We start from the raw sequence: 15,282 nt of genomic DNA on the forward strand, positions 1-15,282 counted from the left end.
AAAGCCGCACGCGAATATCCCGCGACCGCCCCAAGGGTCGCTTATGCTGGAGGGGTGATCGAAGCCCGCCACCTCCGCGTCCTGCGCGCCGTCGCCGCCACCGGCTCCTTCTCCGCCGCCGCCCGGGAGCTGGGCTGCACCCAGCCCGCCGTCAGCCAGCAGATGAAGGCCCTGGAGTCCTCGGCGGGGACCACGCTGCTCATCCGGACCGGCCGCGAGATGCGGCTGACCCAGGCGGGCGAGGCGCTGGTGCGGCACGCGTCGGGCATCCTCGCCGGGCTCACCGCCGCCGAGGAGGAGGTCGCCGCGATCGCCGGACTGCGAGCCGGCCGGGTCCGGCTCGTCTCCTTCCCGAGCGGCAGCTCGTCGCTGGTCCCGGGCGCCCTCGCCGCTCTGCGCGCCGCCCACCCCGGCACCCGGGTCTCCCTCGTGGAGGCCGAGCCGCCCCGCTCGGTGGAGATGCTGCGCGACGGCGACTGCGACATCGCGCTCGCCTTCCGCTACGGGGAGCCGGGCGCCGAATGGGACGACCTGGTGGTCCGCCCGCTGCTCACGGACCGCCTCACGGGCCTGGTCCCCGAGGGGCACGCGCTGGCGGGCCGGGACGAGGTGGGCATCGCGGAGCTGGCCGGGGAGTCCTGGATCGCCGGGTGCCCCCGGTGCCGCAGGCAGCTCGTGGAGGTGTGCGAGGAGTCCGGCTTCACCCCGCGCATCGACTTCGCCACGGACGACTACCCGGCGGTGATCGGCCTGGTCGGTGCGGGCCTGGGCGTCGCCGTACTGCCCGCCCTGGCCATCGAGTCGGTACGCCCGCGTGGAGCCAGGACCCTCACGGTGGCCCCGGCCATCGAACGCGAGATCGTCGCCCTGACCCTGCCGGACCTGGCACGGGTCCCGGCGGTAGCGGCCACCCTGGACCACCTGGCGCTGGCCAGTTCCAGCCCCGCCGGCGTCTGAGGCGCGGGGTCCGGGACGGAGCCCCGGTTTCGGGAAGGGGCGGGGCGAGATGCAGAAACGTTTCTCCCCCGATATGCGCAGCGAAGGTCACCCATGCCCCGGCGGAGACGCCGGTGCCGCAGCGGTGATCAGCCGATTCCGCGCCCGCCCCATCAGCTCCTCCCGCTCGTCCTCGGTGAGCCCACCCCACACCCCGTAGGGCTCGCGGACGGCCAGGGCGTGCGCCGCGCACTCCGCGCGTACGGGGCACCGCATGCACACCTCCTTCGCGGAGGTCTCGCGGGCGCTCCGGGCGGCACCCCGTTCCCCTTCGGGATGGAAGAAGAGCGAGCTGTCGACCCCGCGGCAGGCGGCCAGCAGCTGCCAGTCCCACAGATCGGCGTTTGGTCCGGGAAGTCGGGAGAAATCGGCCATTGCTTGTCCCCTCGAAACCGTGCTGAGTCGGAAGCGTCGTCGTGCGTCGTGGGTGAGTGCTTGTCGATGACCGCGTACAAGACCGTACATCTACGGTGTTAGTAGATGTAAATATGACTGATTGCGAATCTAGCCACAGACACCACCGAAAGGGAAGAAATCCCGCTAAATGGGGCACGGAGCCGCCAAAAGTTTCGGTTGACGACTGGACGACTCGTGGCGCTCTCCTCCGTGAGCGCTTACTCACGTAGAGTGCCGAACTCGGTCTTCCAACCCGTAACTCTTTCGAGTGACCATCGTTGAGAGTGCGGAGGCGGTTGGCAGAAAGAGCGATCGGGCAGATGTCCGAGAGCGTCAACCGCACAGGTGACGACTTGTAACAGCCTGGAGGCTCAAGGTGACGCGCATCAGCTGCGGAGGGCGGTCATGACTTCCGTCCTCGTCTGCGACGACTCCCCGCTTGCCCGAGAAGCGCTCCGTCGCGCGGTCGCGACCGTGCCCGGCGTCGAGCGTGTGACGACGGCCGCCAACGGCGAGGAAGTCCTCCGCCGCTGGGGTGCCGACCGTTCGGATCTGATTCTCATGGACGTACGCATGCCCGGGCTCGGGGGGGTGGAGACGGTCCGGCGGCTGCTCTCCGCCGACCCCGGCGCCCGGATCATCATGCTGACCGTCGCCGAGGACCTGGACGGCGTCGCGCTCGCGGTCGCCGCCGGCGCCCGCGGCTATCTGCACAAGGACGCCTCCCGGGCCGAGCTCCGGGCGACCGTCACCCAGGCGCTGGCCGACCCGACGTGGCGGCTCGCCCCGCGCCGGCTGCGGTCGGCCGAGATGGGGGCGGCGCCCACGCTCACGGCGCGCGAGATCCAGGTGCTGGAGGGGATGAGCCACGGCCGCTCCAACGCGGAGATCGGCCGCGAGCTGTTCCTCTCCGAGGACACGGTGAAGACGCACGCCCGGCGGCTCTTCAAGAAGCTCGGCGCCTCGGACCGCGCCCACGCGGTGGCCCTGGGCTTCCGGTGGGGCCTGGTGCGCTGACAGTCGGCCCGGGCCTCCTGGGCCCGGGCAGGGGTGCGGCGCACGCCGCCGTACCCCGCCGATCCGGCGGTATGTGACGCTTCCCGGCCGATGCCGCATCCTTGAGACGTGGAGTTCCTCGGGAACGATTCGGTCGAGCGGAAGGGGAGGGCGCAGGACATGACTTCCGGCGCACCCGCTCATAACGCTTCGGTGCACAACTACGGACGCGGTGCCGCGGATGAAGCGGGGCCGGGGCACCATGGTTCGATGCGCGACGACGGGACGACGGTGATCGGTGCCCTGGTGCACCGCGCCGTCGAGGGCGACGCGCAGGCCACGCACGACCTGCTCGCCCACGTCCACCCGCTCGCCCTGCGCTACTGCCGGTCCCGGCTGAACCGGCTGCCCGGTGACGCCCGCCATTTCGTGGAGGACCTGGCGCAGGAGGTCTGCGTCGCCGTGCTCATGGCGCTGCCGCGCTACAAGGACACGGGCAGACCCTTCGAAGCCTTCGTCTTCGCCATCGCCGGTCACAAGGTGGCCGACCTCCAGCGCGCCGCGATGCGGCACCCGGGTTCGACCGCCGTGCCCTCCGACGAGATGCCGGAGCGCCCCGACGACTCGCTCGGGCCCGAGGAGCGCGCGCTGCTCAGCAGCGACGCCGCCTGGGCCAAGAAGCTCCTGGCCAACCTCCCGGAGAACCAGCGCGAACTGCTCGTGCTGCGCGTCGCCGTCGGGCTGACCGCCGAGGAGACCGGGCAGATGCTCGGCATGTCCCCGGGCGCCGTCCGGGTCGCCCAGCACCGGGCGCTCAGCCGCCTCCGGGCCCTCGCGGAACAGTGAGCCGGACAGGGGGCCGAGCGGTGGCTCCGGCCCCTCGGAGACGTACGCCACAGACGTAGAAAGCTACAGAACCTGCGGGTGATCTTGCTCGTGGAATGAGACGCCTCCCGAGCCCGTTAGCATGGACATCCGCACCGATCAAGGCCATTTGGGGAAGGTGTCATGACTGCAAACGTCGACGGAGTGCCCGAGAAATTCGCGACGCTCGGGCTGACATACGACGACGTGCTGCTGCTGCCGGGCGCATCCGAAGTGCTGCCCAACGCGGTCGACACCTCGACGCTCATCTCGCGCAACGTCCGCGTCAACATCCCGCTGCTGTCCGCCGCCATGGACAAGGTCACCGAGGCCCGCATGGCCATCGCGATGGCCCGCCAGGGCGGCGTCGGCGTGCTGCACCGCAACCTCTCGGTCGAGGACCAGGTCAACCAGGTCGACCTGGTGAAGCGGTCCGAGTCCGGCATGGTCAGCGACCCGATCACGGTCGGCCCGGACGCCACGCTCGCGGAGGCGGACGCGCTCTGCGCGAAGTTCCGCATCAGCGGTGTCCCGGTCACCGACCAGGCGGGCAAGCTGCTCGGCATCGTCACCAACCGCGACATGGCCTTCGAGTCGGACCGCTCCCGCCAGGTGCGCGAGGTCATGACGCCGATGCCGCTCGTCACCGGCAAGGTCGGCATCTCCGGCGTGGACGCCATGGAGCTGCTGCGCCGCCACAAGATCGAGAAGCTGCCGCTGGTGGACGAGGCGGGCCTCCTCAAGGGCCTCATCACCGTCAAGGACTTCAAGAAGGCCGAGCAGTACCCGAACGCGGCCAAGGACGCCGACGGCCGGCTCCTCGTCGGTGCCGCCGTGGGCGCCAGCCCGGAGGCGCTGGACCGCGCCCAGGCGCTGGCCGAGGCGGGCGTCGACTTCCTCATCGTGGACACCTCGCACGGCCACAACAGCAACGCGCTCAACTGGATGGCCAAGATCAAGTCGGCCGTGAACGTCGACGTGATCGGCGGCAACGTGGCGACCCGCGACGGCGCCCAGGCCCTGATCGACGCCGGTGTGGACGGCGTCAAGGTCGGCGTCGGCCCCGGGTCCATCTGCACCACCCGCGTCGTCGCCGGCATCGGCGTCCCGCAGGTCACCGCGATCTACGAGGCCGCACTGGCCGCCCGCGCGGCGGGCGTCCCGGTCATCGGCGACGGCGGCCTCCAGTATTCGGGCGACATCGGCAAGGCGCTCGCCGCCGGTGCCGACAGCGTGATGCTGGGCTCCCTTCTCGCGGGCTGCGAGGAGTCCCCGGGCGAGCTGATGTTCATCAACGGCAAGCAGTTCAAGTCGTACCGGGGCATGGGCTCGCTGGGCGCGATGCAGTCGCGCGGCCAGGGCCGCTCCTACTCCAAGGACCGGTACTTCCAGGCCGAGGTCGCCTCGGACGACAAGCTCGTCCCCGAGGGCATCGAGGGCCAGGTGCCCTACCGGGGCCCCCTCGCCAACGTGCTGCACCAGCTCGTCGGCGGCCTCCGCCAGACCATGGGCTACGTCGGCGCCGCGACCGTGGACGAGATGGAGAGCAAGGGCCGCTTCGTGCGGATCACCTCGGCGGGTCTCAAGGAGAGCCACCCGCACGACATCCAGATGACGGTCGAAGCACCGAACTACAGCAAGAAGTAGCGCGACGGCGCAGGTGAGGGGCGGACCGGGGTTCCCGGGACCGCCCCTCACGTGTGTGTCGGGGATACTGGACAGCGCAGACGCAGAGGGAAAGGCCACATCATCGTGACTGAGATCGAGATCGGGCGCGGCAAGCGCGGCCGCCGGGCATACGCATTCGACGACATCGCCGTCGTCCCGAGCCGCCGGACCCGCGACCCGAAGGAGGTCTCGATCGCCTGGCAGATCGACGCCTACCGCTTCGAGCTGCCGTTCCTGGCCGCCCCCATGGACTCCGTGGTGTCCCCGCAGCACGCCATCCGCATCGGCGAGCTCGGCGGCCTCGGCGTCCTCAACCTGGAAGGGCTGTGGACCCGGCACGAGGACCCGCAGCCGCTCCTGGACGAGATCGCGGAGATGCCCGTCGAGACGGCGACCCGCCGGCTCCAGGAGATCTACTCCGCCCCCATCCAGGAGGAGCTGATCGGGCAGCGCATCAAGGAGGTGCGCGACTCCGGCGTCGTCACCGCCGCCGCGCTCTCCCCGCAGCGCACCGCGCAGTTCTCCAAGGCCGTGGTCGACGCGGGTGTGGACATCTTCGTCATCCGGGGCACCACGGTCTCCGCCGAGCACGTCTCGGGCGCGGCCGAGCCGCTGAACCTGAAGCAGTTCATCTACGAGCTGGACGTCCCGGTGATCGTCGGCGGCTGCGCCACGTACACCGCCGCCCTGCACCTGATGCGGACCGGCGCTGCCGGTGTCCTCGTCGGCTTCGGCGGCGGCGCCGCGCACACCACGCGCAACGTGTTCGGCATCCAGGTCCCGATGGCGACCGCCGTCGCCGACGTGGCCGGTGCCCGCCGCGACTACATGGACGAGTCCGGCGGCCGTTACGTGCACGTCATCGCGGACGGCGGCGTCGGCTGGTCCGGCGACCTGCCGAAGGCCATCGCCTGCGGCGCGGACGCCGTGATGATGGGCTCCCCGCTGGCCCGCGCGACGGACGCGCCCGGCCGGGGCCGGCACTGGGGCATGGAGGCCGTCCACGAGGACGTGCCGCGCGGCAAGCTGGTGGACCTGGGCTCGGTCGGGACGACCGAGGAGGTCCTGACCGGCCCCTCGCACACCCCGGACGGCTCGATGAACATCTTCGGGGCGCTGCGCCGCGCGATGGCCACCACGGGCTACAGCGACCTCAAGGAGTTCCAGCGCGTCGAGGTGACGGTCGCGGACTCCCAGCACCGCCGCTGAGTCTCCCCGTAACGTACGCCGGAGGGCCCGGACCGCGCTTGCGGTCCGGGCCCTCCGGGTTTTCGCGTTACGCGCCCTTGCGGGCACCACCGACCGCGCCGAGCGCGCCGAGGGCCAGGAAGAGGTAGTCCTTGAAGTCGGCCCCCTCGCTGTACGCGTCCGTGAGGGCGCCGAAGTGGTCGAAGAAGATGCTGCTCGCCGACTCGTGCGCGAGGTCGGAGAGCGCGATCGAGATGCCCACGAGCTGACCGATGTACACGGCGCCGATGGAGATCAGGGCGCTGACGACGGTCACGGCGGGGTTGGCGCCGCCGAGCTTGCTCGCCGCGAAGCCGACGAGGAAGCCGACGCCGACCGCGATGTAGCCGATCTGGTGATCGGACTTGCCCAGGATGAAGCCGTAGATGAGCGCGCCGACGACGGCCGCGACCACGCCCGCGCCGAGACCGAGCGCGATGTTCTTACGCGCCGGAGGCGCCGGGTTGAACGGCGCGGGGCCGCCGCCGAACGGGGCGCCGGGGTGCTGGCCGGCGAACGGGTTGCCGCCCTGGGGCTGGCCGTAGGGCTGGTTCGGCGGTGGTACGGGCTGGCTCATGCTGGGTTCTCCCCCTGGGGACGTCTACGCACTGCTGTGCGAGGAGTGACGCCGCAGGCTAGCAGCCGGTTCCGACATCGGCCCACCGAAATCCTTGGGGGAACTGGGCTGAGGGCCCGTCATCACAGCCGGTGGGCGGCTCCGGCGGGGGTCGCGCCACGGGTGTCCAGGAGCAGCTGCGCCTTTACGGCGAGGCCCTGGAGGTCGTACGTGCGGTGGTGCTGGAGCAGCACCGTGAGGTCCGCGCCCGCGGCCGCCTCGTACAGCGAATCGGCGCGGGGGACGGGGAGTTGGCGGACGCGCCAGTCCAGGACGTGCGGGTCGTGGAAGCCGATCTGGGCGCCCATGTCCATCAGCCGGGTGGCGATCTCGCGGGCGGGCGACGCCTCCTGGTCGGCGAGGTCGGGCTTGTAGGTGACGCCCAGCAGAAGAATTCTGGCGCCGCGCACCGCCTTCCCGTGCTCGTTGAGGAGGGTGGCGCAGCGCTGGATCACGTACTGCGGCATCCGCTCGTTGATCTCCTGCGCCAGCGAGACCATCCGCAGCGGGGGGCCGGGGGTGCGGTGGTGGTACGGGAGATGGCCCGGGTCGACCGGGGCGCCGTGGCCGCCGACGCCGGGGCCCGGGCGGAAGGGCTGGAAGCCGAAGGGTTTGGTCTCGGCGCACCGGATGACGTCCCACAGGTCGACGCCCAGATCGTGGCAGAGCACCGCCATCTCGTTGACCAGGGCGATGTTGACGTACCGGAAGTTGGTCTCCAGGACCTTCGTCATCTCGGCCTCGCGGGTGCCCCGGGCCCGGACCACCTTGTCGGTGAGCCGGCCGTAGAAGGCGGCGGCCGACTCGGTGCAGGCGGGGGTGAGGCCGCCGATGACCTTGGGGGTGTTGGCGTAGACGTGGGTGCGGTTGCCGGGGTCGAGCCGGCTGGGGGAGTGCGCGAGGTGGAAGTCGCGCCCGCCGCGCAGCCCCGAGCCCTCCTCCAGGATCGGGAGCAGGAAGCCCTCCGTGGTGCCGGGGGGCACGGCCGATTCGAGGAGCACGGTGGTGTGCGGGCGCAGCCGGGCGGCCAGGGCGCGGGCCGCGTCGGCGACGGCGCTCAGGTCGAGGGTGCGGTCCGGGCCGAGCGGGGTGGGCGCGCAGATCACGGCGGTGCGGACCCGGCCCAGCTCGGCCTGGTCGGTGGTGGGCCGGAAGCCCAGCGAGAGCATGCGGCGGATGTCGGAGGCCGGCAGCGATCCCTCGACCGGGGCACGGCCGGCCGCGACCTCCGCGAAGGCCCGTGGGTCGGTGTCGTAGCCGATGGTCTGGATACCGGCATGGACGGCGGCCTGGGCCAGGGGCAGGCCGAGGTGACCGAGTCCGATGACGGCGAGGTCTGCAGGCACTGGGCGGGCCCGTCCTTCCCTTAAGACCAGGAGACAGAAAGCGCAACCGCTGTGGACAGCGCTCTGTCAGGTTAGGCGTAAATATGACCTATATGTCGCATTGCGCGGCCCTTGTCGTCCGGGTGTTGTCCACAGGCGGTGGCTGAAGTCGCTCAGCGCGGACAGAATCGATCTGTGGGCACGGGCACCGAACGCATGGTCGGGGCCGAGATCCGTGTCCGACCACCCCCAGCAACCGGGAGGCAGCGGTGAGGACAGCGACACTGGGACCCGCGGAGCGCGCCGAGGCGCTCGCCGCCATGGCCGAGCGCGAACTGGACGTGCTGGTCGTGGGAGCGGGCGTGGTCGGCGCCGGGACGGCGCTGGACGCGGTCACCAGGGGGCTCTCGACCGGACTGGTCGAGGCGCGCGACTGGGCGTCCGGCACGTCGAGCAGGTCGAGCAAGCTGATCCACGGCGGCCTGCGCTATCTGGAGATGCTCGACTTCGCCCTCGTACGGGAGGCGCTGAAGGAGCGCGGGCTGCTCCTCGAACGGCTCGCCCCGCACCTGGTGAAGCCGGTGCCCTTCCTCTACCCCTTGCAGCACAAGGGCTGGGAGCGGCTGTACGCCGGTTCCGGCGTCGCGCTGTACGACGCGATGTCCGTCTCCTCCGGGCACGGCCGGGGCCTGCCCACGCACCGCCACCTCTCCCGCCGCCGGGCGCTGCGCGTCGCCCCGGCCCTGAAGCGGGACGCCCTGGTGGGGGCCTTGCAGTACTACGACGCCCAGATGGACGACGCCCGCTATGTCGCCACGCTGGTGCGCACCGCGTCCGCGTACGGCGCGCAGGTGGCGAACCGGGCGCGGGTGACCGGCTTCCTCCGGGAGGGCGAACGCGTCGTCGGCGCCCGCGTGGAGGACGTCGAGGCGGGTGGTGAGTACGAGGTCAGGGCCAAACAGGTGGTCAACGCCACCGGGGTCTGGACGGACGACACCCAGTCGCTGATCGGCGAGCGCGGCCAGTTCCACGTACGGGCCTCCAAGGGCATCCACCTGGTCGTCCCCAAGGACCGCATCCACTCCTCGACCGGCCTCATCCTGCGCACCGAGAAGTCCGTGCTCTTCGTCATCCCCTGGGGCCGGCACTGGATCGTCGGCACCACGGACACCGACTGGGACCTGGACAAGGCGCACCCGGCCGCCTCCAGCGCCGACATCGACTATCTGCTGGAACATGTGAACGCGGTCCTGTCGACGCCCCTGACCAGGGACGACGTCGAGGGCGTGTACGCGGGCCTGCGGCCCCTGCTGGCCGGTGAGTCGGACGCCACCAGCAAGCTGTCGCGCGAGCACACCGTCGCCCACCCGGTGCCGGGCCTCGTCGTCGTCGCGGGCGGCAAGTACACGACGTACCGGGTGATGGCCAAGGACGCCGTGGACGAGGCGGTGCACGGCCTCGACCAGCGGGTCGCCGACTGCGTCACCGAGGACGTCCCGCTGCTGGGCGCCGAGGGCTACCGCGCCCTGTGGAACGCGCGCGCCAGGATCGCCGCCCGCACCGGTCTCCACGTCGCGCGGGTGGAGCATCTGCTCAACCGGTACGGCTCGATGACCGAGGAGCTCCTGGAGCTGATCGTCGCCGACCCCGCGCTGGGCGAACCGCTGCCGGCCGCCGACGACTATCTGAAGGCCGAGATCGTGTACGCCGCCTCGCACGAGGGCGCGCGTCACCTGGACGACGTACTGACCCGGCGCACCCGGATCTCCATCGAGACCTTCGACCGGGGCACCCTCTCCGCCCGGCTCTGCGCCGAGCTGATGGCGCCGGTCCTCGGCTGGGACGCGGAGCGGATCGACCGGGAGACCGAGCACTACGAGAAGCGGGTGGAGGCGGAACGCGAATCGCAGCGCCAGCCGGACGACCTGACGGCGGACGCGGCGCGGCTGGGGGCGCCGGACATCGTGCCGCTGCTGTGACCTGATGTCCCTTCGGTGGGGCCCGTCATGACCGGGCCGGAAGCGGTACCGGGACCCGGCATGAGGACCCGGCACCGGGACCGGTCCCGGGGTGAGGGACAATGAACGCTCTGCCAGGGCGGGTTGATCGCAGAGGGGACGCATGTCGGAGGCGGAGCAGGCACGGGAGCCCCAAGGGGACACGGACGGACGTCTCCTGGCGGGGCGGTACCGGCTGGGGGAGGTGCTCGGCCGGGGCGGTATGGGCACGGTCTGGCGTGCCGTTGACGAGACCCTGGGCCGCACGGTCGCGGTCAAGGAACTGCGGTTCCCGTCGGCCATCGAGGAGGACGAGAAGCGCCGCCTCATCACGCGTACGCTGCGCGAGGCCAAGGCGATCGCGCGCATCCGGAACAACGGCGCGGTCACGGTCTACGACGTGGTGGACGAGGACGACCGGCCGTGGATCGTCATGGAGCTCATCGAGGGCAAGTCGCTGGCCGAAGCGGTCCGCGAGGACGGCGTCCTGACGCCGAAGCGGGCCGCCGAGATCGGCCTCGCCCTCCTCGACGTGCTGCGCTCCGCGCACCGCGAGGGCATCCTGCACCGCGACGTGAAGCCGTCCAACGTACTGATCGCCGAGGACGGCCGGGTCGTGCTGACCGACTTCGGCATCGCCCAGGTCGAGGGCGACCCCTCGGTCACCTCCACCGGCATGCTCGTCGGCGCCCCCTCGTACATCTCGCCGGAGCGTGCGCGCGGCCACAAGCCGGGACCGCCCGCCGACCTCTGGTCGCTCGGCGGCCTGCTCTACGCGAGCGTCGAGGGCTCCCCGCCGTACGACAAGGGCTCCGCCATCGCGACCCTGACCGCCGTGATGACCGAGCCGCTGGACCCGCCGAAGAACGCGGGCCCGCTGGAGGAGGTCATCTACGGGCTGCTCACCCGGGACCCCGAACAGCGGCTGGACGACGCGGGGGCGCGCGCCCTGCTCAACGACGTCATCAGCTCCTTCGAGCAGCCGGAGCGCCCCGTCCCGCCGCCCGCCGACGCCACCCAGGTGATGGCGCTGCCCAAGGGTGTCGCCGACGCCGAGCCCGCGTCCGGTGACGCGGGCGAGGGCACCCGGGACCGGCTGCGCGGCGCGCTGCGCTCCGTGCGCAACGCCCGGACCACGCCCGCCGCCGGTGCGGCCGCCGCCCCCGTCACCGCACCGCCCGTCCCGGCCCGGCCGACCTCCGCGCCCGGCGCCGCGTCCCCCTCCGGGGCCGTGCCGCCGCAGCGCCCGGCCTCCTCGCCGGTCACCGCTCCCCGGGCGTCCCTCACGGACGTCGTCCCGCGCCGCACCCTCGCGATCATCGCGGCGGTCATCGTGCTCGCGGTCCTGGGCACCGTGCTGGCGCTCACGCTCGGCGGCGGCGACGACAAGCCCGACGACTCCGGGAAGAAGAGCACCGGCGCCTCCGCCCCGGCCGGGGCGCCGAGCGCCGAGTCCCCGTCCGGCTCCTCCGACACCGCGCAGGGCGACAGCGGCAAGGAGCAGGACCCCGGCGAGGACAAGGGCCAGGACCAGGGCAAGGGCCAGGACGACGACGCGGCCGGTGAGCAGGGCGAGGACAAGAACGACGGCAAGGCCGAGGACGCCCTGCCCGCCGGCTACCACACCGTGACCAACAAGCGGTTCCACTTCTCCATCGCGATGCCCAAGGACTTCCGCTTCGACACCACCTCCGGCCAGGGCGCCGGCGCGATCTACAACGCGGGCGGCGGCTTCCCCCGCCTCCAGGTCGACTACACCTCCTCGCCCGGCAACGACGCCGCCGCCTCCTGGAACTCCGCCCGGGGCGGAGTGGCCGCCTCCAGCACGAACTACCACCACCTGGGCATCAAGAAGGTGGAGTACAACGGCTACCCGACCGTCGCCGACTGGCAGTTCGAGCGTACGCAGCAGGGTCAGCGGGTACGCGTGCTCAACCGGGGCTTCAAGGCCGACAGCGACCACGGCTACGCGATCATGATCAGCTGCAAGGCCGACGAGTGGGACGGCAAGGAGTGCCGGGCGCTGCGGAAGGCGGCGTTCGACTCGTTCAAGCCGGTCGACTGAGACGGGCGACGGCGGGATCGGGCGCGGCGGCGCGGCTGGTTGGGCCGACCTGCCGCGCGGTCGGCGCTTGCCACGTATGGTGAGAGCCCGGAGACCGTACGCAGCCGAAACACGCAGTCAATTGCACCGCAAGCGACTGTGATTGACCAATTCGGTGCGGTCTCCGTGGCCGGGGGACAGCGCGCTCTGGGGAGGCGTCGTGGACGACTACGCGGGTCGGGTGCTCGCCGACCGCTACCGCCTTCCGCTGCCTCCGTCCGACGCGTACGAACTCGTGGAGACGCGGGCCTTCGACACCTACAGCGGGCAGGAGGTCCTGGTCCGTCAGGTGCCGCTGCCCGAGGTCGTGGACGCGGAGTTCGTGGAGGGCGACGGGCGCACGTCCGCCGCGCCGCGCACCGCGCGGCGGCCCGCCGATCCGGCCGTGCGGCGCGCCATCGAGGCCGCCCAGGCGGCGGCCCAGGTGCCCGACCATCCGCGCCTCGACCAGGTCTTCGACGTGTTCGCGGAGGAGGGCTCGCTCTGGATAGTGAGTGAACTCGTCGCGTCCCGTCCACTCGCCGCGCTCCTCGCCGAGCGCCCGCTGAATCCCTTCCGGGCCGCCGAGATCGGCTCCGACGTGCTGACCGCGCTGCGGGTGCTGCACGCGCACGGCTGGACCCACCGCAACATCACCGTGCGCACGGTGCTCGTCTGCGACGACGGACGCGTCGTGCTGACCGGCCTCGCCGCCGGGGCGGCCGAGGAGGCGCTCTGCGGCTACAGCCCGGTGCCGCGCCCCGAGGACGAGGAGCCGGACGAGGACGGATTCGGCGGGCCCGGCGTCGAGACCGGCCCCACCGGCCCGTATGTGCCGCCCGCCGGTGTGCTGCCCGCCTCCCGGGGCCCGGCGGCGATAGAGCCCGGCCCCGGCCCGTACGGCGCCGAGGAGGACCCCGCCGAGGGCGCCGCCGAACACCCGGCCGAGAGCCCCGCGCCCCGGCCGGTGCCGCCCGCCGGGCTGCCCGTGCCCGCCGCCGGGGCGGACAGCGCCGCGCGCGCCCGGGCCGGAGCCATCGCCGCGTACCGCGCGGGCACCCGTGCCGCCGCCGCCCGCCGCGATGCGCCGCCGGAGCGGGACGCGTGGGCACGGGACACCGCGCCTTCGGGCCCCGGCGCGCCGGACCGCCCCCGGGACGACGACACCGGGCCATGGAGCGCCCTGCCGCCCGCGCGCGACGAGGGCCACGACGGCTACGAGGGCCACGACGCCTACGGCGACGGTCCTGACGAGCCGCGTCCCGGCACTCCGCCGCGCTCACGTCGCGACGAGGCGTACGGCGCGTACGGCGACGGTCCTGACGAGCCGCGTCCCGGTGTCCCGCCGCGCCCCCGCCCCGAGCTGCCGCAGCTGCCCGGCGGCTGGGTGCGCGGCCCGGACGCGCCGGGGTCCTACGACGCCCCCTTCTACGACGACGAGGACGACGAGGACGAGGACGACGGGCCGCCGCCCCGCCGCCTCCACCTCACCGGCACCTGGGACGACGGGCCGACCGCCGGGCGCCCCGTGCCCGCGGGCGGCTCCCGCGAGGACGCGCTCCGCGCCGACGCCGCGCGCCGGGGCACGCCGCCGGGGACCCGCGCCGAACTGCCGCCGTCGAGCCGGGAGGCTTACGGCGCCCGGACGCCCGGCCCCCAGCCCCCCACCGGTGGCTGGGACGACGAGGAGACCGAGGACACCGGCGCGGCCGGATACCGGGGCCCCGCCACCGCGCTCGCCGCCGAGCGGGCGCGGCAGGCGCGGATCGCCGTCGTCGGCGCGGTCACCGAGCGGTGGGCGCCCGAGCAGGCCGGGCCCGTCCACGGCAACTGGCAGCTGGCGCCGCCCATCGGGCCCGCCACCGACCTGTGGGCCCTCGGCGCCCTGCTCTTCCGCTCCGTCCAGGGGCACGCGCCCTACCCGGAGGACAGCGCGGCCGAGCTGGTCCAGATGGTGTGCGGCGAACCGCCCGCCTTCGCCGAGGAGTGCGGGCCGCTGCGCCCGGTCGTGGAGTCGCTGCTGCGGCAGGACCCCACCGAGCGGCCCGACGTGGAGGAGCTGAGCGGCTGGCTGCGCTCCCTCGTACGGTCGGCGCCGGAGCCGGAGGCCGGGTTCGACGTCGTGCCGCTGCCCGCCGAGGACGCCACCCGGCTCCCCGTCGTCCGCAGGCGCGGCGAGCTCGTCCGCAAGCGGCGCTCCCGGCGCGGCGGAGGGACGCACGCGCGCGGCCGCCTCCCCCGCGAGGCCGTGGACCGCACCGCCGTCACTCACCGCGAACCCCGCCTCAAGCCGCCGCGCGAGCCCCGGGAGCCCCGCGCGCCCCGGGAGCCCCGCGCGCTGCGGCAGGGCGACCAGCCGCGCCGGCTCGGCCGGACGCTGCTCGTCCTCATCATGCTGGTGCTCGTCGCGGCGATCGCGTACGCGGTGCTGTTCATGCCCAAGTCCGGCGAGGAGGACGGCAAGGGGACCGGCGCCGCCCCCTCCCGTACCTCCTCCGCACCCCCCGCGTCCACGACGCCCGAGCCCGGGGCGAGCGCGTCGGCGAAGCCGTCCGCGCCCGCCTCCTCCGGGGCGCAGAAGCCGCAGACCACCCGGTCCGCCGCCGCCCTCGCGCCCGGGTACACGCTGCGCAAGGACGCCGAGGGCTTCGAGGTCGGGCTGCCCAAGGGCTGGCAGCGCAGCCCCGCCAACGCGGAGCGTCAGATCCGCTACGGCAGCGACGGGTTCAGCGTGCTCATCGTCCCCGGCCGCGACACCGCGAAGGCCAACGGCAGCGATCCGCTCGACTACCAGCGGGACAAGGAGCCGGAGCTGAAGCCGTTCCGGGACTCCAGCTGGTCGTCGGCGAGCGGCCTGCGGCGTACGGACGTCGGCCGACAGGCCATGGCGGAGGGCCAGTTCACCTGGCAGGACAGCAACGGCCGCGAGGTGTACGTCCGCAACCTCGTCATGCTCGTCGGCGGGCGGTACCACATCCTCCAGGTCATCGGCCCGGAGGACGAGCGCGACCGGATCACCGAGATCTACCAACAGGCCAGCGTGTCCTACCGCGTGACGGGCTGACGGGCTGACGGTCCGACGGCCGGGATTCGCATCACAGTGCGATCTCGTGG

At 72.9% G+C, this 15,282-nt stretch carries 11 protein-coding genes; 8 read left to right on the forward strand and 3 right to left on the reverse strand.

What is annotated here, in order from left to right; all coding sequences use genetic code 11:
- Positions 1–54 precede the first annotated feature (54 nt).
- A complete protein-coding gene (locus ACFZAT_RS01700) occupies positions 55–957 on the forward strand; it encodes a LysR substrate-binding domain-containing protein (RefSeq protein ID WP_391258546.1) in 903 nt (300 codons plus the stop codon).
- Between the two features lie 87 nt (positions 958–1,044).
- Here ACFZAT_RS01700 and ACFZAT_RS01705 read toward each other — a convergent pair whose 3' ends face one another.
- Positions 1,045–1,371, reverse strand: a complete 327-nt coding sequence (locus tag ACFZAT_RS01705; RefSeq protein ID WP_018101161.1) for a WhiB family transcriptional regulator — start codon at positions 1,369–1,371, stop codon at positions 1,045–1,047.
- Positions 1,372–1,797: 426 nt separating this feature from the next.
- Here ACFZAT_RS01705 and ACFZAT_RS01710 point away from each other — a divergent pair, with 426 nt between their 5' ends.
- The 4 genes from ACFZAT_RS01710 to ACFZAT_RS01725 all read left to right on the forward strand — a co-directional run bounded on the left by ACFZAT_RS01710 (position 1,798) and on the right by ACFZAT_RS01725 (position 6,129).
- Positions 1,798–2,409 (forward strand): response regulator transcription factor, encoded by a 612-nt coding sequence (locus ACFZAT_RS01710; protein ID WP_003948568.1) that lies wholly within the window; start codon positions 1,798–1,800, stop codon positions 2,407–2,409.
- A gap of 249 nt (positions 2,410–2,658) precedes the next feature.
- A complete protein-coding gene (locus tag ACFZAT_RS01715) occupies positions 2,659–3,234 on the forward strand; it encodes a sigma-70 family RNA polymerase sigma factor (protein ID WP_018101160.1) in 576 nt (191 codons plus the stop codon).
- Positions 3,235–3,396: 162 nt separating this feature from the next.
- Positions 3,397–4,899 (forward strand): IMP dehydrogenase, encoded by a 1,503-nt coding sequence (gene guaB, locus ACFZAT_RS01720; protein ID WP_391258551.1) that lies wholly within the window; start codon positions 3,397–3,399, stop codon positions 4,897–4,899.
- Between the two features lie 105 nt (positions 4,900–5,004).
- Positions 5,005–6,129: a GuaB3 family IMP dehydrogenase-related protein gene (locus tag ACFZAT_RS01725; RefSeq protein ID WP_018101158.1), complete on the forward strand. Its 1,125-nt coding sequence runs from the start codon at positions 5,005–5,007 to the stop codon at positions 6,127–6,129.
- 67 nt (positions 6,130–6,196) lie between these two features.
- Here the strand turns inward: ACFZAT_RS01725 and ACFZAT_RS01730 are convergent, their stop codons facing one another.
- Positions 6,197–6,724: a hypothetical protein gene (locus ACFZAT_RS01730; RefSeq protein WP_391258554.1), complete on the reverse strand. Its 528-nt coding sequence runs from the start codon at positions 6,722–6,724 to the stop codon at positions 6,197–6,199.
- A gap of 122 nt (positions 6,725–6,846) precedes the next feature.
- A complete protein-coding gene (locus tag ACFZAT_RS01735) occupies positions 6,847–8,109 on the reverse strand; it encodes a nucleotide sugar dehydrogenase (RefSeq protein WP_391258557.1) in 1,263 nt (420 codons plus the stop codon).
- Between the two features lie 248 nt (positions 8,110–8,357).
- On the opposite strand from ACFZAT_RS01735, the gene ACFZAT_RS01740 reads away from it, so the two are divergent.
- The 3 genes from ACFZAT_RS01740 to ACFZAT_RS01750 all read left to right on the forward strand — a co-directional run bounded on the left by ACFZAT_RS01740 (position 8,358) and on the right by ACFZAT_RS01750 (position 15,232).
- The gene (locus ACFZAT_RS01740) at positions 8,358–10,067 is read left to right on the forward strand and encodes an FAD-dependent oxidoreductase (protein WP_391258560.1); all 1,710 of its coding nucleotides are present in this window, start codon (positions 8,358–8,360) and stop codon (positions 10,065–10,067) included.
- A gap of 142 nt (positions 10,068–10,209) precedes the next feature.
- The gene (locus ACFZAT_RS01745) at positions 10,210–12,150 is read left to right on the forward strand and encodes a protein kinase (RefSeq protein WP_391258563.1); all 1,941 of its coding nucleotides are present in this window, start codon (positions 10,210–10,212) and stop codon (positions 12,148–12,150) included.
- A 199-nt stretch (positions 12,151–12,349) separates the two neighbouring features.
- The gene (locus ACFZAT_RS01750) at positions 12,350–15,232 is read left to right on the forward strand and encodes a protein kinase (protein WP_391258566.1); all 2,883 of its coding nucleotides are present in this window, start codon (positions 12,350–12,352) and stop codon (positions 15,230–15,232) included.
- Positions 15,233–15,282 lie beyond the last annotated feature (50 nt).

This window comes from Streptomyces sp. NPDC008163, from assembly GCF_042956885.1.
Classification (GTDB): Bacteria; Actinomycetota; Actinomycetes; order Streptomycetales; family Streptomycetaceae; genus Streptomyces; species Streptomyces drozdowiczii_A.

Coding starts and splice junctions, on each gene's coding strand:
- ACFZAT_RS01730 (WP_391258554.1), bottom strand. CDS start 6,724: ATGAGCCAGCCCGTACCACCGCCGAACCAGCCCTACGGCCAGCCCCAG.
- guaB (WP_391258551.1), top strand. CDS start 3,397: ATGACTGCAAACGTCGACGGAGTGCCCGAGAAATTCGCGACGCTCGGG.
- ACFZAT_RS01715 (WP_018101160.1), top strand. CDS start 2,659: ATGCGCGACGACGGGACGACGGTGATCGGTGCCCTGGTGCACCGCGCC.
- ACFZAT_RS01705 (WP_018101161.1), bottom strand. CDS start 1,371: ATGGCCGATTTCTCCCGACTTCCCGGACCAAACGCCGATCTGTGGGAC.
- ACFZAT_RS01710 (WP_003948568.1), top strand. CDS start 1,798: ATGACTTCCGTCCTCGTCTGCGACGACTCCCCGCTTGCCCGAGAAGCG.
- ACFZAT_RS01745 (WP_391258563.1), top strand. CDS start 10,210: ATGTCGGAGGCGGAGCAGGCACGGGAGCCCCAAGGGGACACGGACGGA.